The sequence below is a fragment of the Acidovorax sp. NO-1 genome (assembly GCF_000238595.1).
Taxonomy (GTDB): domain Bacteria; phylum Pseudomonadota; class Gammaproteobacteria; order Burkholderiales; family Burkholderiaceae_C; genus Acidovorax.
Genome location: NZ_AGTS01000036.1, coordinates 1 through 16,036, shown reverse-complemented (window position 1 = coordinate 16,036; position 16,036 = coordinate 1). Strand labels below are relative to the sequence as shown.

Sequence of the window (16,036 nt, the reverse complement as noted above, 5' to 3'; positions counted from 1 at the left end):
TGTCTCCTCGTTTCTTGGGGGTTGGATTCGGTCAGGCTGCGGGGCGGATGGGCAGGCCCACCAGCTGCTCCAGCTCGGCCAGCGTGAGGCCGGGCACCATGTCGATGAGCTGCAGCCCGGTGGGCGTGCAGGCCAGTGTGCACAGGTCGGTGTAGATGCGTTTCACGCACGCGACACCGGTGAGCGGGTAGGTGCACTGCGTGACGATTTTGCTGGCGCCCTGCTTGGTCAGCAGGTCCATCATCACCCAGGTCTGCTTGGCGCCGATGGCCAGGTCCATCGCGCCGCCCACGGCGGGGATGGCGCCGGGCTCGCCGGTGCTCCAGTTGGCCAGATCGCCCGTGGCGCTCACCTGGAATGCACCCAGCACGCAGATGTCCAGATGCCCGCCGCGCATCATCGCGAAGCTGTCGGCGTGGTGGAAGTACGCGCCGCCGGGCAGCAGCGTGACGGGCTGCTTGCCCGCGTTGATGAGGTCGTAGTCCTCCAGACCTGCCGCGGGCGCCGGGCCCATGCCCAGGATGCCGTTCTCGCTTTGCAGGATGACTTCGCGGCCCTCGGGGATGTGGTTGGCCACCAGGGTGGGCTGGCCGATGCCCAGGTTGACGTAGGCGCCATCGTGGATGTCTTGCGCCACACGTTTTGCCAACTCGTCTTTACTACGCTTTTGATAGCTGCTCACGCTTATTCCTTCTGCGCTGGTGGCCAATTTCATGCCGATTTCTTGAAACCGCCAGCCTGCGTGGCAACGCGGTCGATCTTGACCACGTGGCTCACGTAGATACCGGGCGTGACGATGGCTTCAGGGTCCAGTGCGCCCAGGGTGACCACCTCGTGCACAGTGGCAATCGTGGTCTTGGCGGCCGTGGCCATCACGGGGCCGAAATTGCGCGCCGACATGCGGTAGGTGAGGTTGCCCCAGCGGTCGCCCTTTTCGGCCTTGATCAGGGCCACGTCGCCGTGGATGGGGTACTCGAGCACGTAGTGCTTGCCGTTGATCTCGCGCGTTTCCTTGCCTGCGGCCAGCTCCGTGCCATGCGCCGTGGGGCAGAAGAAGGCGCCAATGCCCGCGCCCGCAGCGCGCAGGCGCTCGGCCAGATTGCCCTGCGGCACCAGTTCCAGCTCCAGCTTGCCACTGCGGTACAGGTCATCAAACACGTAGCTGTCGACCTGGCGCGGAAAGCTGCAGATGATCTTGCGCACGCGGCCGGCCTTGAGCAGCGCGGCCAAGCCCTGGTCCGCATTGCCTGCGTTGTTGTTGACCACCGTGAGGTCACGCGCGCCCTGGGCAATGAGGCCGTCGATCAGCTCTCCAGGAATGCCGGCCGTGCCAAATCCGCCAATCAGCACCGTGGCACCATCCTTCACCCCTTGCAGGGCCTGGGCTACCGAGTCCGCCAGTTTGTTGATCATTGCAACGCTTTCTTGGAACTTGTTGTTGTCTCTATTGAAAATTTGTTCGTATATAGAACAATTGTTCGCTTAAAGAATTATAGTTGGCATACGTATGAATTCACAAACCACAGAAACCAAAGACCACAAGCCAAGTGATAGCTATGTGCAATCGTTCGCGCGCGGGCTGGAGGTGATCCGGTCGTTCAGCGCCGCCACGCCGGAGCAGACATTGAGTGAAGTGGCCGCGCAGACTGGCCTGACCCGCGCCGGCGCGCGCCGCATCCTGCTCACGCTGCAGACGCTGGGCTATGTGGCGACGGACGGCAAGCTGTTTCGCCTGAGCCCGCGCATCCTGGATCTGGGGTTTGCGTACCTGTCGTCGCTGCCCCTGTGGAACCTGGCCGAGCCGGTGATGGAAGACCTGGTGGAGGAGGTGCGCGAGTCGTCATCTGCCGCCGTGCTGGACGGCCTGGACATCGTCTATGTACTGCGTGTGCCCACGCACAAGATCATGCGCACCACGCTGGGCGTGGGCTCGCGCCTGCCTGCGTGCTGGACCTCGATGGGCCGTGTGCTGCTGGCGGGCTTGCCGGATGATGAACTGCAGGCCCGGCTGCAGGGCCTGCGCATGGAGCGGTTTACCGAGCACACCACCACCGATGGCGATGCGCTGCTGGCCCACATCCGCCACGCGCGTCAGCAGGGCTGGAGTCTGGTGAACCAGGAGCTGGAAGAGGGTTTGATATCGATTGCTGCGCCGCTGACCAACCGCACAGGGCAGACGGTGGCGGCGCTCAACATCAGCGGTCAGGCCAACCGCACGAGCGCGACGATGATGCAGGAGAGCCTGCTGCCTGCGCTGCTGCGCGCGGCCCGGAGCATTTCGCGAATGATGGGCGCGCCCAGGGGCTGAAGATGCGTTGGCCTGCGACGCATCCAGCCGGCACGGCCCTCAGTTTTTCCGAAAACCCAGCACCAGCACCACGCCACCCAGCACCATGGCGCCCAGGCTCATCCACTGGGGGATGTTGACGGATTCTTTTTCCTTCACGGTGAGCTCCAGCGGGCCCAGCTTGGCCTGGGTGGTGTCCTTGGTAAAGCTGAAGCCACCGGTCAAAAACCCGGCCAGCCCCACCACCAACAACAGCACACCGACGATTCGCATTGCATTCATGAAACTTCTCCCCATGCCGGGTTTTAAGGACTGCGACAAAGTGGACCCGGCTCCCGACCTTTGCGCCAGCCCAATGTAGGTGCCCCAGCGCAGGGCCGGCGTAGGACGCCGCCCCGGCGCGATGTAGCAAGCGAGGGCGATCGGGCCCGGCCTTCCCCTGTGCGCTCCGGGCTCTTGCCCTGCGTGCTACCCTCACGCCCCATGTTCAGCCCCTCCCAAGCCGATGTGCGCCGCTTCCTGTGCGGCGTTCACGCCAAGACCCAGAGCGGCGCCCCCATGGAAGCCATCGAGACGCTGGCGAGCCTGTGGATCGCCGAGCACCCCGAGTACCACACCGACCTGTCCGATGCCGATGCGGCCGTCACTCGTAACTACGACGAAACACCGGGGCAGACCAACCCGTTTTTGCACCTGTCGATGCACCTGTCCATCAGCGAACAATGCAGCATCGACCAGCCGCGTGGTATCCGGCAGGCAGTAGAGCTGCTGACAGCCCGGCTCGACTCGCTGCACGACGCCCACCACGCCACCATGGACTGCCTGGGCGAGATGCTGTGGGAGAGCCAGCGCGCGGGCCGACCGCCCGATGGCGATGCCTACATCGCCTGCGTTCAGCGGCGCGCCACCCGCGACTGACCCGCCGCGGTGCCTGACCGTGGAGACAACACGATGAAACCGTCCAGAAAAGCGACTTCCAGCCGCCCCCCAGCCAACTCGCCCGGGCAATCCACGCCACATGCTGTCGCCTGGCCGGGGTACGGAGGCCTGGTGCCATTCGTGGCCCTGGCAGCAGCCAGCCTGCTGGCACCCGACCACCGGTCTCTGTGGAGCCCCGCGCTGATTGCCTACGGCGCCGTGATCCTGAGCTTTGTCGGCGCCTTGCACTGGGGCTTTGCAATGACCGCGCCGCAAATGCCAGCGCGGCAGCGCACGATCCACTATGTGTGGAGCGTAGTCCCGGCGCTGCTGGCATGGCCCACTCCACTGCTGCCCGTCGCTGCGGGCGCGCTGATTCTCATCCTGGGATTTGTTGCACACCTGGTGCTGGACTTCAGCCTGGTGCGGACCACGCCGGTGCCCAGGTGGTATCTGCCACTGCGCCTGCAACTGACCGCCACGGCCTGCATCTGCCTCGGCCTGGGGGCCTGGGCTGCGAGTCGCTGAGTCACCGGCGAACCGCTCCCTTGGTACGCAAGCCCTGAGGAGGCCTGACCCGTCCTGAATAGCGTTGACACCCAGGACGGTTAAAAACTCCAGCCGGACTATCCGGCCAACGACGCCCGATGCACCGCATCGGGCGTTTGCATTTTCAGCGATAGGTGTGGCCGCTCGCAGTTGTAGATGCGCACCGACTGCTCAACCATGCGTCTGGCCTGGGCGAGATCCGCAGAGCGCTGCAACAAAAATTCGGTCTTCAGAATGCCGTTGACCCGCTCGGCCAGTGCGTTCTGATAGCAATCGTAGCCGTCCGTCATCGAGCAGGTCACGCCGTGGTGCTTGTGCAGGGCCTGGTAGTACGTCGAGCAATACTGGATGCCTCTGTCGGAGTGGTGCACCAGTTGCTGGCGAGTGCGCCGACCCGATAGCGCCATCTTCATGGCCTGCGCTACCTCTTCGGTCTGCAGGCTCTCGTGCACGTGCCAGCCGACGATCTTCCTGGAGTACGCATCCGTAACCAGGCTCAGATAGACGAACTTGCCGTGTGTGGGTAAGTAGGTGATGTCTGCTACCCAGACCTGTTCGCTGGCGCTGGCGTGAATCTGCTGTGGCCCTGCTTTGAGCAGGTTCGGATGGCGCCTGAAGCGGTGGTGGCTGTCGGTCGTCTTGTGGTACGCCCGCCGGGGCGCCACCAGCAGCCTGGCGTTGCGCAGGATGTCGAACATCGCATCGCGGCCCAGAGCTATTGCCTGGCGCTGCAGCGGCTCCTGCAGCAAGTGGTGCAGCTTGCGCGTGCCTATGCGTGGCTGACGCATGCGCTGCTCGCGCACCAGCTCCACCACCGCCTGCGCATTCGCCAGGCGATCGGCCTCGCGGCGCCTGCCCTGGTAGTACGCCTGACGGCTGTGGCCCATATGCTGGCAAGCCCTCTTCACGCTCAACCCTGCGACGAGGTTTTGCGAGAGGACTTGCCCAAAGGCTTTTTTACGACGCGCACCCCGTAGTCCTTGCGCAGCACATCGATGACGGCTTCAAACAGCTTGGCCTTCTCCTGCGCCTGTTCGAGCTGCACCTGCAGCGCCTTGATCTGCTGCTCGGGCGTGAGCGGTCCTTTGGTCTTGTCTAGCGGCATGGCTGCAGATGATGCCGCAGGACTCCAGCCCAGGCGTCCGTGCTTGCGCAGCCACACCAGCACCGTCGAGCGCCCCTGGATGCCGTACTTGCGCTGCGCCTCTTTATAGGTGAGCTCGCCTTTTTCTACCTGCTCTACCACCACCAATTTAAAGGCCAGTGTGTAGTCGCGCTGCGTGCGTTTGATGCCTGATTCCATGACACATCTCCCTTGTGAAGGGTCCACATGTCAACGCTGGGTAGGACGGGTCAACCCAAAAACAAAAAGCCCGCTGAAGCGGGCTTGTTTTATGCAGTACCGAGTGCGCTGACTGTCGCAGGGTGGGCGGTCACTTGAATCGCGACTGGGGCACGACCTGCAGGTCACCTTCCACGCCACCGATGTAGTTCGCCAGCGCCTTCAGTTCGGCATTGGTGAACTGCTTGGCAATGCCCGCCATGATGGCGTTGCTGCGGCCCAGGTTGTTGTTCTTTTCCACCTTGTACGACTTGAGCGCCACGAACAGGTAGTCGGCGTGCTGGCCCGCAATCTTGGGGTATGAGGGGTCGATGGGCTTGGCGAAGTTGTCGCCGTGGCAGGACACGCAGGCGCCCTTTTGCAGCAGCGCCGCCACTTGCACGCTGGGTTCGCGCTTGGGCTTGGCCGCCAGTTCGATCGACTTGCCGTGCTGTTCGTAATAGGCCGAAACGTCGGCGATGTCCTGCTCGCTCAGGGTCTCGGCAATGCCGCGCATCGTCGGGTGCTTGCGATCACCCTTCTGGTAGGCCACCAGCGCCGCGGCGATGTACTTGCCGCTCTGGCCCGAGATCATCGGCACCTTGTGCACTTCAGGAAAGCTGGCCTGGTAGCCCGGAATGCCGTGGCAGCCGATGCACATGGCGATCTTTTGCTTGCCGGCTTCCACGTCGCCTTTGGCTTCCTGGGCGTGGGACAAGGCGGTCACGGAAGCGACAGCCAGGGCAAATAGCGTGGTCAGCGTTTTGTTCATTTTGCGCGCACAATCTCGTGGAGGTTCAGCTCTGGGCTCTGATCAACCGCCGATTATAGCCAGCGCCCTGTCAAGCCCATTCATCAACGATCCGGTGTTTTCCCCCATGAAATTCCAAGGCTCCCAGAACTACGTCGCCACCCAGGACCTGATGCTCGCCGTCAATGCTGCCATCACGCTGCAGCGGCCCCTGCTGATCAAGGGCGAGCCCGGCACGGGCAAGACGATGCTGGCCGAGGAAGTGGCGCAGGCCCTGGACATGCCCCTGCTGCAGTGGCACATCAAGTCCACCACCAAGGCACAGCAGGGCCTGTATGAGTATGACGCGGTGAGCCGCCTGCGCGACAGCCAGCTCGAAGGCGGCAGCGAAAAAGTCAAGGACATCCGCAACTACATCATCCAGGGCGTGCTGTGGCAGGCCTTCACGGCCGACCGGCCCGTGGCGCTGCTGATCGACGAGATCGACAAGGCCGACATCGAATTCCCGAACGACCTGCTGCGCGAGATCGACCGCATGGAGTTCTACTGCTACGAAACGCGCGAGCTCATCAAGGCCAGGCACCGGCCGCTGGTGTTCATCACCTCCAACAACGAGAAGGAACTGCCCGACGCCTTCCTGCGCCGCTGCTTCTTCCACTTCATCAAGTTCCCCGAGGCCGACACGATGCGGCAGATCATCAACGTGCACTTCCCCACGCTCAAGGCCGACCTGCTGGGCGTGGCAATGAAAACGTTCTATGACGTGCGCAACCTGCCGGGCCTGAAGAAAAAACCTTCGACCAGCGAGCTGATCGACTGGCTCAAGCTGCTGGTGGCCGAAGACATCCCTTTGAGCGCCCTGCAAAGCGCTGACAACAAGGTGGCCGTGCCACCGCTGGTGGGCGCGCTGCTGAAAAACGAACAGGACGTGAGCCTGTTTGAAAAGCTGGTTTTCATGAACCAGAGGAACCGTTGATTCCCGGAGCGCGGCCATGAGTTTCGTTGAACCGCTGGTGATGTGCCACAACGGCGTGCGTCTGGAGCCGCTGGCCCTGGCGCACGAAGAAGGCCTGCGCGCTGCTGCCGCGGACGGCGAGCTGTGGAAGCTGCGCATCACCTCGGTGCCCGAACCGCATGAGACACGGGCCTACATCGAGACAGCGCTCAAGATGCGCGAAGACGGCCACCGCTTTGCTTTTGCGGTGGTAGACGATGCGACAGGAACGGTGCTGGGCAGCACCAGCTACCACGACATCCTGCCGGCCGTGAAGCGCGTGGAAATAGGCTACACCTGGTACCGCCAGAGCGTGCAGCGCACCCACGTCAACACCACCGCCAAGCTCCTGATGATGGGCCACGCCTTCGACACGCTGGGCTGCCATGTGGTGGGCTGGCGCACCGACAACTTCAACTTTGCCTCGCAACGCGCCATCGAGCGCCTGGGCGCAAAAAAGGACGGTGTGATCCGCGGCCACGCACTGCGCCGCGACGGCACCATCCGCGATACGGTGATGTACAGCATGCGCACTGGCGAGTGGCCTGAGGTCAAGGCACAATTGCTATATCTTTTAGAGCGGCATGCGCTTACCCAGTAAGCGCTGGAGGCCAATATCATGCTCATCGACTTCTTCTACACCCTGCGCTCGGCCAAATTGCCGGTGTCCGTGAAGGAATACCTCACCCTGCTCGAGGCCCTGCAGGCCGGTGTGGTGGGCCCCAGGTCAGATGACGCGTGGAGCCTGGACGATTTCTACAACCTCTCGCGCCTCACGCTGGTCAAGGACGAGAAGCACTACGACAAGTTCGACCGGGCCTTCGGCGCCTACTTCAAGGGCGTGGAGATGGTGGCCGACTTCACCAAGGAGATCCCGGCCGACTGGCTGCGCAAGATCCTGGAGAACGAGCTCACGCCCGAGCAGAAAGCCGCCATCGAGAAGATGGGCTGGGACGAGCTGATGGAGACGCTGAAAAAGCGCCTCGAAGAACAGAAGGAACGCCACGAGGGCGGCAGCAAGTGGATCGGCACCGGCGGCACCAGCCCCTTCGGCCACGGCGGCTACAACCCGCAGGGCGTGCGCATTGGCGGCGCGGGCAAGAACAAGAGCGCCGTGAAGGTGTGGGAGCAGCGCGCCTACAAGGACTACGACGACCAGCAGGAGCTGGGCACGCGCAACATCAAGGTGGCGCTACGCCGCCTGCGCAAGTTTGCGCGCGAAGGGCATGAACTCGAACTGGACCTGCCCGACACCATCCGCAGTACCGCTGCCAACGCCGGGTATCTGGACATCAAGATGGTGCCCGAGCGCCACAACAACGTGAAGGTGCTGCTGCTGATGGACGTGGGCGGCACGATGGACGAGCACATCCAGCGCGTGGAAGAGCTCTTTTCCGCGGTGAAGAATGAGTTCAAGCACCTGGAGTTCTACTACTTCCACAACTGCGTGTACGACTTCATGTGGAAGAACAACCGCCGCCGCTTTGCCGAGAAGTTCCCGACCTGGGACATCATCCGCAAGTACAACAAGGACTACAAACTCATCTTCGTGGGCGACGCCACCATGAGCCCCTACGAGATTTTGCAGCCCGGCGGCAGTGTGGAATACAACAACGAAGAGCCAGGCGCCGAGTGGATCCAGCGCCTCACGCACGCCTTCCCCAAGCATGCGTGGATCAACCCCGAGCCCCAGGGGGTGTGGCAGTACCGCCAGAGCATCAGCATCATCCAGCAGCTGCTGGGCAACCGCATGTACCCGCTGTCGCTCAAGGGGCTCGAAGAAACCATGCGGCTGCTGTCCAAATAGGTTCCCTCTGGGCCATCCGCTGGCGGGGGCAAGGGCAAGCCGCATGTGAGTCCCTGTCTGACAAGCAAGGGCTTTTTTTCGCGGCATAGTCGGGGGCGCTGATCGCCGCCACCCCTTGCGCCCTTACCTTCCTCCTGCCGTGCTGTTCCGAATCCTGCGCCCCGCCACTGCCAATGCTCCAACGCCGGCCCCCTGGTCGGCGTTGCTGCTTATTGGCGCGCTGTGCCTGCAGGGCTGCAGCCTGCTGCCATTGAACGGTACAGAGGGCGACACCGACGCACCCGGCGCGCCCGTGGTGGCCGAATCGGCCTCGCCATCGTTCGCGGTCGAGGTGCGGGCGCCCGACGAGGTGCGCGAGACGCTGGAGCGCCATCTGGAACTGCAGCGCTTTCGCAACCTGCCCGATCTGCAGGCCGCCGAGCTGCAGCGCCTGCTGGGGGCGGCCGATGCCAACGCCCGCGAGCTGCTGGGCACGATGGGGTACTTTGCGCCCACCATCACGGTCGAGCTCACCGAAACCCCGGCCAGCGCAGGCGCGCCGCGCACCGTGGTTGTCACCGTGCAGCCCGGGCCGCAGACCCGCATTGCCAGTGCCGACATCGGCTTTTCCGCCCTGTCGGGCAACGATGCGGAGGGCCGCACACGCCAGCAGCTGCGCGTGCAGCGCAACTGGTCGCTGCCCCCCGGCCTGCCGTTTACCCAGTCTGCATGGGACTCTGCCAAGAATGGCGGCCTGCGTGAACTGCAGGTGCGCCGCTTTCCCACGGCGCGCATTGCCAACAGCCGTGCCGAGGTGGATGCCGATACCCACGAGGCCAAGCTGAGCGTGACGTACGACCCGGGCCCGCCCTACCGCTTCGGGCCCCTGCGGGTCGAAGGCAGCGAGCGCTACGCCGCCGATGGCGCAAGCCGTCTGGCCCGCCTGCCTACCGGTGCTGTGTACGACGAGGCCGAAATGCTGGATGCCCAGCTGCGCTTGGCCAGCAGCGGCTATTACGACGCCGTGTTCCTCACGCTCGATACCGAGGGCACCGACCCGCAGTCCGCACCCGTGGTGGCCAAGGTGCGGGAGGCGCCGCTGCAAAAGCTGGTGTTCGGTCCCGGCTTTTCGACCGACAGCGGCGCACGCCTGTCGCTGGAGCACATCCACAACCAGCTGCCCGTGATCGGCTGGCGCGCGGTGAGCAAGCTCTCGCTGGACCGCGAGACCAAACACGCCAGCAGCGAATGGACCGACCTGCCCGATGACAACGGCTGGCGCTGGTTTGCAGGCGCCCAGCTGCAACGCGAGGCCACCGGCGACTACGACGTCAACAGCGGGCGCCTGCGCTCCGGGCGCAGCAAAAGCAGCAAGCACATCGACCGCAACTACTTTCTGCAGTACGACTACGCGCACAGCCAGGGGCTGGCCGCCAACGCGCTCTCGCCCGCAGATTCCAGCGCCGCCCTGAGCATCAACTACGGCTGGACGGGCCGCTATTTCAACAGCCTGACCGCACCCACCCGCGGCCACGGCATTGCGGTGGAGCTGGGCCTGGGCACCACACTGCGGCCCGAGCGCGACCCCTTTGTGCGTGCGCTGGTGCGCTGGCAGTCCTTCGTTCCCGCCGACCGGGTGACCGACAGCGCGGGCGTGGGGCGCAACGCCCGTGTGGCGCTGCGCGCCGAAGCCGGTGTGGTGCTGGCCCGCGATGGTGCCCAGGTGCCCGTGACCCAGCTTTTTCTGACCGGGGGGGATACCACCGTGCGCGGCTATGGTTACCGCAGCATCGGCGCACGCACCGACAACGGCCAGATTTACGGCGGCCGCACCATGGCAGCGGGCAGCGTGGAATGGCAGCGCCCCATCGTCTACAAGGGTCAGATGACAGACTGGGAGAGCGCCGTGTTCATGGATGCGGGCGCCGTGGCGGACAAGGTCGGTGACCTGAGCCCCCGCGTGGGGCTGGGCGCAGGCGTGCGCTGGCGCAGCCCCGTGGGCCCGGTGCAGGCGGATCTGGCCTACGGCGTGAAGACCCAAGAGGTGCGGCTGCACCTGCGCCTGGGGTTCAGCTTCTGATGGCAACGCGCACCCCGCCACCGCCACCACCCCGCGCCCGCGCCTCCGATTTCAGCGCCGGGGCCACCACGGCCGGGCGTGCACCACCCCGGCGCGCGCCACGTGCCGTGCGCGCGCTGGGCTGGCTGCTGCTCAGCCTGGTGGCGCTGGTGCTGGTGGCCGCAACGGGCGTCTGGTGGTGGGCGGGCAGCAGCACATCGCTGGCCGCTGCCCTTGCGCGTGCGGCGCAGTACCTGCCCGCCGACCAGACGCTGGAAAGCCGCGAGGTGTCGGGCGCGCTGCGCAGCGGCGGGCGCATTGGCTGGCTGCGCTGGAGCAGCCCCACCCTGGCGGTGGAGGTGACCGACATCCGCCTGGGCTGGCAGCTGGCTCCCTTGCTGCAGCGCCGTCTCGAGCTGGGCGAGGTGCACGCCGCGCGCGTGCTGATCACGCCCCAGACACCTGCGGTTCCTCCACCCGATACGCCCCTGAATCCCCTGACAGAGCTGGTGCTGCCGCTGCAGATCGGTGTGCCGTTTCGGGTCGATGCCATCCAGTGGGCGGGCCCCACCGCCGTGCAGGCCCAAGGGCTGCAAGGCGACTACCGCTTTGACGGCGGCGAGCACCGGCTGAACATCGACCAAGTGCAACTGGCCCAGGGCCGCTACAGCGCCCGCGCCACCTTGCAGGCCCGGACGCCCATGGCCCTGGATGTGACGGTGGAGGGCAACGTGCAGACCACTGTGCCAGGCAGCACGTCCACCACCCCGATCCAGCTGGGCGCCCACGCCACGCTGCAGGGCACCCTGGCCACGGCGGCGGCGCAGCTGGAGCTCCAGGCGCGCGTGAGCCCCGCCGCAGATGCGGCACCGGCGGGATCGGCAAACCCAGCCTCCGCAGAGCCCATGCAGGCTGATGTGCAGGCCACACTGGCCCCGTGGGCGTCACAGCCTGTGCAGGCGGCCACCGCCACCTTGCGCGCGGTGAACCTGGCAGCGCTGTGGCCGCAGGCCCCTGCCACGCAGCTGCACGGCACGCTACAGGCCGGCCCTGCGCCAGTGGGCACCAGAGACCGCAGCAGCGCCACGACCAGCCCATCGAGCGGCTGGTCGCTGGAGGCCCGGCTGCGCAACGACCTGCCCGGCCCGTGGGGACCAGGCCCGCCTGCCGCTGACCGCCCTGCAAGCCAGCGCCACCTACGACGGCAGCCGGTGGGATGTGCCTGGCGCTACGCTCCAGGCGGGCGGCGGCAGCGCCGCCGTGCAAGGCCACTTCACGCCCGCCACCGACGCGCTGGAGGGCCAGGCCGAGCTGCGCGGCCTGCGGCCCGACGCCTTGCACACCGCCCTGGCTGCGGCGCCGCTCTCGGGCCGCATCCGCGCCGAAACGCAAGGCACCGCCGTGCGCTTCAACGCCGACATTCGCGCCACCCCCGGCCCGGCCGCGCGCAGCACCACCCCTGCGCGTGCTGTACGCACCACGGGCCCCGCCCCGCTACGCATCAACACCCTCACCGCGCAAGGCAGCTGGCAACCGCCGGGCCCCGCGCAAGGCACAGACAGCGTCGGCACCCTGCAGCTCGACCGCCTGCTGCTCGATGCCCTGCAGGCGCGCGCAGAGGCGACCGGCTTGCGCATTGCGCTGGGTGCACAGTCCGCCCAGGGGCAGCTGACACTCACCGTGCCCGGCGCCACGGCACGGGCCAACGGGCAGATCGCCCCCCAGACCGGTGCGGGCGATCTGCAGGTGCAGTGGGCCGACGCCGACCGCACTATCCAATGGCTGACCACCCTGCCCTTTGTGGGTGCCAACCTGCAGCGCTCCGTACGGGGCGCGGCAGCCAAAGGTACGGCACAGCTCACCGCAAGGTGGAAGGGCGGCTGGCAAACCGCCGCCCGGCAACTGCAAGCCGCCAGCAGCGGCAACGCGCTGCCCACAGGCAAAGACCTGTTCGAGCTGCAAGCCACGCTCACCGCGCCCCAGCTGGACCTGACGCTGCCAGCCACTGCCACCGGCGCAGAACCCGGCGCAGCCACCCTGCAACCCGTTCAGCTGCGCGCGTTGAGCGCCACGCTGTCGGGCAGCCTGGCCCAGGCATCGCTGGTGCTCAATGGCGAGGCCCGAACCCTTGGCCCGCAAGCGCTGCGGGCCACAGTGCAAACCCGCCTGGCCGGTGGCATGCCCGCCGCCGGGCAATGGAAGGCACAGATCAGCGAGCTGCGACTGCAGGCGCAAGACGCGCAACGCCCCGGCCCCTGGGCGCTGCAGCTGGCCGAGCCGGTATCGGTCAACGTCAACAGATCGGCAAGCGGGCTCACGCTGCAAACCTCGGCCGGCCAGGCCCGCCTGACGGGCCCGATGCCCGGCACCGTCGTCCTGCGCTGGCAGCCCGTGCGCGTGGCGACCAGTGCAAGCGCAGGCACACCCGCCACGCTGCAAACCCAGGGCACGCTGCAAGGCCTGCCCATGGCGTGGGTGGATGCGCTGGGCCTGGGCGACAAACCGGGCAGCGCGGGCGCGCCGGGCGTCCCCGCTCAGCCGCTGCTGGCGCGCATGGGCCTTTCCACCAGCGTAGTACTGGACGGGCAGTGGAGCGTGGACACCACCCGCAGCCTGCGGGCCAGCGCCAGCCTGCGCCGCGCCAGCGGCGATCTGCGCATCCTGGCGGGCGACGCCACCGCCGTGACCGCCGTGCAAAGCAGCGGCCAGGGCACGGGCGCAGGCGCCGTCACTGCCATCGCCACGGAGGCCTCCGCCAGAACCCCGGGCTCGGGCGCAGGCAGCCCCGCAGGCGTGCGCCAGGCAGAAATTTCTGTCGAAGCCGAAGGCGACGCCCTCCGCGCCCGTCTGCTGTGGACCAGCGACCGAGCGGGCGAGGTGGACGCCACCGTCAGCACCCGCCTGGCACCTGCCACCGCAGACAACCCCATCACCTGGGCCGCCGACGCGCCGCTGGCCGGCACCCTGCGCGCCCGCCTGCCCGATGTGGGCGTGTGGTCGGCGCTGGCGCCGCCCGGCTGGCGCGTGCGCGGCACGCTCGATGCCAGCGCCACCTTGTCGGGCACCCGCAATGCACCGCTCTGGGCCGGCACGCTGGGCGCTGACGACATGGCCGTGCGCTCGGTGGTCGACGGCGTGGACCTGCAGGGCGGGCGCCTGCGGGCCACGCTGCAGGGCAACCAGCTCAACATCACCGAGTTGCGCCTGCAGGGCGGGCGCGGCAGCAGCGCACGCATTGCGGGCTTCAGCGGCAACCGCACGGCGGCGTCGCAAGACGGCGGCACGCTCACCGGCACCGGCCGCATCACCTGGGGCAACAGCGCCACCGCAGCCACGGGCATGTCAGGCATTGCCATGTCGATGCAGGCCGAGGCCAAAGCGCTGCAGGTGCTGGTGCGGGCCGACCGCCAGGTCAGCGTCTCGGGCACCGTGCAGGCGCAGCTGCAGCAGGGCCAGATCAGCCTGCGCGGCAAGCTCACCACCGACCGCGCCACCATCATCCTGCCCGACGAATCCGCGCCCACGCTGGGGTCTGACGTGGTGGTGCGCTCCAAAGCCAAAGACCTTGCCGACCAGGCCCGGGCCCAGGCCGCCGCCAAGGCGAGCCAGGTGGCGGCCCAGGCCGAAACCGCCAAGCCGCCCGACATTGCGATCACCCTCAACCTGGGGCGCGACTTTGCCCTGAGCGGCCACGGCATCACCACACGCCTCACGGGCGAGGTGGAGATCCGCAGCAGCGCCGTGCCCGGCGCCCCGCCGCGCGTGACCGGCGAGGTGCGCACCGACGAAGGCCGCTACCGCGCCTGGGGCCAGATGCTGAACGTGGAAACCGGCCTGATCCGGTTCAACGGCCCGTACAACAACCCCTCGCTCGACATTCTGGCGCTGCGCCCCAACATCCGCGTGCGCGCCGGTGTGCAGGTCACCGGCACCGCGCAGGCGCCCCGGGTCACGCTGTATTCCGACCCCGAGCTGCCCGACGCCGAGAAGCTCTCGTGGGTGGTGCTGGGCCGCGATGCCGCTGCCGGCGGTGCCGAAGCCGCCGTGCTCCAGCAGGCCGCCCTGGCGCTGCTCGGCCGGGGCAACAACCCGGGCGCGGGCATCGCCAGTCGGCTCGGCCTGGACGAAATCGGCGTCAAAGGGCCTGCCGCGGGTGAAGACGCATCCACCGCGGCCCTCACCCTGGGCAAGCGGCTCTCACAAGATCTGTATGTGACGTACGAACGCAGCCTGTCGGGCACGCTGGGCACGCTCTACATCTTCTACGACCTCACCCGCAGCCTCACGCTGCGCGGGCAGACAGGCGAGAAGAGCGCGGTGGACATCATCTACACCGTGAAGTACGACTGAGCCCGCACCCTCGCGGCCGAGGCCGCAGCGCCCACTACAATGCGCGGCTGTCTCGCCTCCTCGTAGTTCAATGGATAGAACGAGTGCCTCCTAAGCGCTAGATACAGGTTCGATTCCTGTCGAGGGGACCATATTCATAGTCAAAATGGCCTCCAGCGCTTGCTGTATAAGCGCCTACAGCTATCAAATTTGCGCAATTGAAGGCCGTACTCCGGCCGGACAGGCTCAGGTACGGCGGGCCGGGGCGTCCGATGCAGGAGCGGTTTCGCCGGTATCCACCGCCGTACCAGCCGCCGCGCCGCCAAGCGCACCTGCGATGCCGCCTACCGTGCCTCCAACGAGGACACCAACCGGGCCGGCGACCGCCACACCAACGGCCGCGCCAGCCGCTGCGCCCGCCATCATTCCGCCACCCATCAGCACCGACTGGGACTCGCGCTCAGCGTCTTCGGGCGACAGGGCCGTCTGAGCGCCTTGTCTCGGGTCTTGCGAGGGAATGCCGTAGCCCGGGGTGGCCTGCTCGGCCAGGTCCGCGTCGATGGGCGGGGGGTGTGTGTCGGCTGGTTTGGGATGGGTTGACTGCATGTGCGTCTCCTGAAAAGGGCAACGAAACCCGAGTGGTTTCATCTGTGTTCCTTTTTTAAGGCGCTTGGCAGGCGCCGGGCGAAGTCCGGCAGACCGTGCGCCTGTCAGACAACGCCGGGGCGCTGGCCGCGCATGGGTCCGCGCGCTATTTGAGCCACCTGCGCTGCGCGCGGGGCTGCACGGTGATTTCCACGGTCTGGTGCACGGCTGGATGGCCCGATGCGGCGTCGGTTTCCACCACGTCCTCCAGATCAATGTCCTTGACCTCCGAATCGGTGGCCTCTTCCAGTTCTGCCAGGATGGCGCTGACCTTGCGTTCAGCCTCGTCCACCCGGGCTTCTGGTAATGGCGGAATGCGCGTCATGGGCAGCTCCTGTAACAAAAGCCCATTGTTGCGATGGAGCAAGGCCACGGTGTGTCATCCAATGCCGCCTAA

The 16,036-nt window shown here is 66.6% G+C and carries 15 protein-coding genes, 1 tRNA gene and 1 pseudogene; 9 read left to right on the top strand and 8 right to left on the bottom strand.

The features are described 5' to 3' along the window. Nucleotides 1–31: 31 nt before the first annotated feature. Both KYG_RS03205 and KYG_RS03200 read right to left on the bottom strand, forming a co-directional pair. Nucleotides 32–682, bottom strand: coding sequence for a 3-oxoacid CoA-transferase subunit B (locus KYG_RS03205; RefSeq protein ID WP_008903385.1), 651 nt, complete (start codon nucleotides 680–682; stop codon nucleotides 32–34). 29 nt (nucleotides 683–711) lie between these two features. Then, the gene (locus tag KYG_RS03200) at nucleotides 712–1,413 is read right to left on the bottom strand and encodes a 3-oxoacid CoA-transferase subunit A (protein ID WP_008903384.1); all 702 of its coding nucleotides are present in this window, start codon (nucleotides 1,411–1,413) and stop codon (nucleotides 712–714) included. A gap of 94 nt (nucleotides 1,414–1,507) precedes the next feature. Here KYG_RS03200 and KYG_RS03195 point away from each other — a divergent pair, with 94 nt between their 5' ends. After that, a complete protein-coding gene (locus KYG_RS03195) occupies nucleotides 1,508–2,308 on the top strand; it encodes an IclR family transcriptional regulator C-terminal domain-containing protein (protein ID WP_008903383.1) in 801 nt (266 codons plus the stop codon). A gap of 39 nt (nucleotides 2,309–2,347) precedes the next feature. On the opposite strand, the gene KYG_RS03190 is transcribed toward KYG_RS03195, so the two are convergent. Further along, complete coding sequence (locus tag KYG_RS03190; protein WP_176886849.1) at nucleotides 2,348–2,569, bottom strand: hypothetical protein; 222 nt, start codon at nucleotides 2,567–2,569, stop codon at nucleotides 2,348–2,350. A gap of 201 nt (nucleotides 2,570–2,770) precedes the next feature. Here KYG_RS03190 and KYG_RS03185 point away from each other — a divergent pair, with 201 nt between their 5' ends. Continuing rightward, nucleotides 2,771–3,205 carry a DUF1841 family protein gene (locus KYG_RS03185; protein ID WP_008903381.1) on the top strand — a complete coding sequence of 145 codons (435 nt, stop codon included), beginning with the start codon at nucleotides 2,771–2,773 and terminating at the stop codon, nucleotides 3,203–3,205. Between the two features lie 33 nt (nucleotides 3,206–3,238). After that, nucleotides 3,239–3,733 (top strand): DUF3429 domain-containing protein, encoded by a 495-nt coding sequence (locus KYG_RS03180; protein WP_085942486.1) that lies wholly within the window; start codon nucleotides 3,239–3,241, stop codon nucleotides 3,731–3,733. A gap of 98 nt (nucleotides 3,734–3,831) precedes the next feature. On the opposite strand, the gene KYG_RS03175 is transcribed toward KYG_RS03180, so the two are convergent. Further along, a protein-coding gene (locus KYG_RS03175) for an IS3 family transposase (RefSeq protein ID WP_369749730.1) occupies nucleotides 3,832–5,057 on the bottom strand; the annotation gives its coding sequence in 2 pieces (ribosomal slippage) (nucleotides 3,832–4,700 and nucleotides 4,700–5,057; 1,227 coding nt in all). A 130-nt stretch (nucleotides 5,058–5,187) separates the two neighbouring features. After that, nucleotides 5,188–5,847, bottom strand: a complete 660-nt coding sequence (locus KYG_RS03165; RefSeq protein ID WP_008903377.1) for a cytochrome c — start codon at nucleotides 5,845–5,847, stop codon at nucleotides 5,188–5,190. A gap of 106 nt (nucleotides 5,848–5,953) precedes the next feature. On the opposite strand from KYG_RS03165, the gene KYG_RS03160 reads away from it, so the two are divergent. The 4 genes from KYG_RS03160 to KYG_RS03145 all read left to right on the top strand — a co-directional run bounded on the left by KYG_RS03160 (nucleotide 5,954) and on the right by KYG_RS03145 (nucleotide 10,686). Then, on the top strand, nucleotides 5,954–6,802 hold the full coding sequence (locus KYG_RS03160; RefSeq protein WP_008903376.1) for a MoxR family ATPase: 849 nt from the start codon (nucleotides 5,954–5,956) through the stop codon (nucleotides 6,800–6,802). 16 nt (nucleotides 6,803–6,818) lie between these two features. After that, nucleotides 6,819–7,421, top strand: coding sequence for a GNAT family N-acetyltransferase (locus KYG_RS03155; protein WP_008903375.1), 603 nt, complete (start codon nucleotides 6,819–6,821; stop codon nucleotides 7,419–7,421). A gap of 18 nt (nucleotides 7,422–7,439) precedes the next feature. Further along, nucleotides 7,440–8,627, top strand: coding sequence for a VWA domain-containing protein (locus tag KYG_RS03150; protein WP_008903374.1), 1,188 nt, complete (start codon nucleotides 7,440–7,442; stop codon nucleotides 8,625–8,627). Nucleotides 8,628–8,778: 151 nt separating this feature from the next. Further along, the gene (locus KYG_RS03145; RefSeq protein ID WP_369749733.1) at nucleotides 8,779–10,686 is read left to right on the top strand and encodes an autotransporter assembly complex family protein; all 1,908 of its coding nucleotides are present in this window, start codon (nucleotides 8,779–8,781) and stop codon (nucleotides 10,684–10,686) included. Here KYG_RS03145 and KYG_RS25440 read toward each other — a convergent pair. Then, nucleotides 10,676–11,035: a hypothetical protein gene (locus KYG_RS25440; RefSeq protein ID WP_008903372.1), complete on the bottom strand. Its 360-nt coding sequence runs from the start codon at nucleotides 11,033–11,035 to the stop codon at nucleotides 10,676–10,678. The genes KYG_RS03145 and KYG_RS25440 overlap by 11 nt on opposite strands. A gap of 535 nt (nucleotides 11,036–11,570) precedes the next feature. Between KYG_RS25440 and KYG_RS03140 the strand changes: the two are divergent. Both KYG_RS03140 and KYG_RS03135 read left to right on the top strand, forming a co-directional pair. After that, a pseudogene (locus tag KYG_RS03140) lies at nucleotides 11,571–15,015 on the top strand (translocation/assembly module TamB domain-containing protein). Between the two features lie 56 nt (nucleotides 15,016–15,071). Then, nucleotides 15,072–15,146, top strand: a tRNA-Arg gene (locus tag KYG_RS03135). A 94-nt stretch (nucleotides 15,147–15,240) separates the two neighbouring features. On the opposite strand, the gene KYG_RS03130 is transcribed toward KYG_RS03135, so the two are convergent. Together KYG_RS03130 and KYG_RS03125 are read right to left on the bottom strand one after the other, a co-directional pair. Next, complete coding sequence (locus KYG_RS03130) at nucleotides 15,241–15,600, bottom strand: hypothetical protein (RefSeq protein WP_034692917.1); 360 nt, start codon at nucleotides 15,598–15,600, stop codon at nucleotides 15,241–15,243. Between the two features lie 145 nt (nucleotides 15,601–15,745). Then, entirely contained in the window at nucleotides 15,746–15,964 is a 219-nt protein-coding gene (locus KYG_RS03125; protein ID WP_008903368.1) for a hypothetical protein, read from the bottom strand. Between the last annotated feature and the right edge of the window lie 72 nt (nucleotides 15,965–16,036).

Bases quoted from the DNA above. Each gene is read 5' to 3' on its own strand.
- KYG_RS03200 (WP_008903384.1), bottom strand. From the start codon at position 1,413: ATGATCAACAAACTGGCGGACTCGGTAGCCCAGGCCCTGCAAGGGGTG.
- KYG_RS03195 (WP_008903383.1), top strand. From the start codon at position 1,508: ATGAATTCACAAACCACAGAAACCAAAGACCACAAGCCAAGTGATAGC.
- KYG_RS03190 (WP_176886849.1), bottom strand. From the start codon at position 2,569: ATGAATGCAATGCGAATCGTCGGTGTGCTGTTGTTGGTGGTGGGGCTG.
- KYG_RS03185 (WP_008903381.1), top strand. From the start codon at position 2,771: ATGTTCAGCCCCTCCCAAGCCGATGTGCGCCGCTTCCTGTGCGGCGTT.
- KYG_RS03180 (WP_085942486.1), top strand. From the start codon at position 3,239: ATGAAACCGTCCAGAAAAGCGACTTCCAGCCGCCCCCCAGCCAACTCG.
- KYG_RS03165 (WP_008903377.1), bottom strand. From the start codon at position 5,847: ATGAACAAAACGCTGACCACGCTATTTGCCCTGGCTGTCGCTTCCGTG.
- KYG_RS03160 (WP_008903376.1), top strand. From the start codon at position 5,954: ATGAAATTCCAAGGCTCCCAGAACTACGTCGCCACCCAGGACCTGATG.
- KYG_RS03155 (WP_008903375.1), top strand. From the start codon at position 6,819: ATGAGTTTCGTTGAACCGCTGGTGATGTGCCACAACGGCGTGCGTCTG.
- KYG_RS03150 (WP_008903374.1), top strand. From the start codon at position 7,440: ATGCTCATCGACTTCTTCTACACCCTGCGCTCGGCCAAATTGCCGGTG.
- KYG_RS25440 (WP_008903372.1), bottom strand. From the start codon at position 11,035: ATGTCGGTCACCTCCACCGCCAGGGTGGGGCTGCTCCAGCGCAGCCAG.
- KYG_RS03130 (WP_034692917.1), bottom strand. From the start codon at position 15,600: ATGCAGTCAACCCATCCCAAACCAGCCGACACACACCCCCCGCCCATC.
- KYG_RS03125 (WP_008903368.1), bottom strand. From the start codon at position 15,964: ATGACGCGCATTCCGCCATTACCAGAAGCCCGGGTGGACGAGGCTGAA.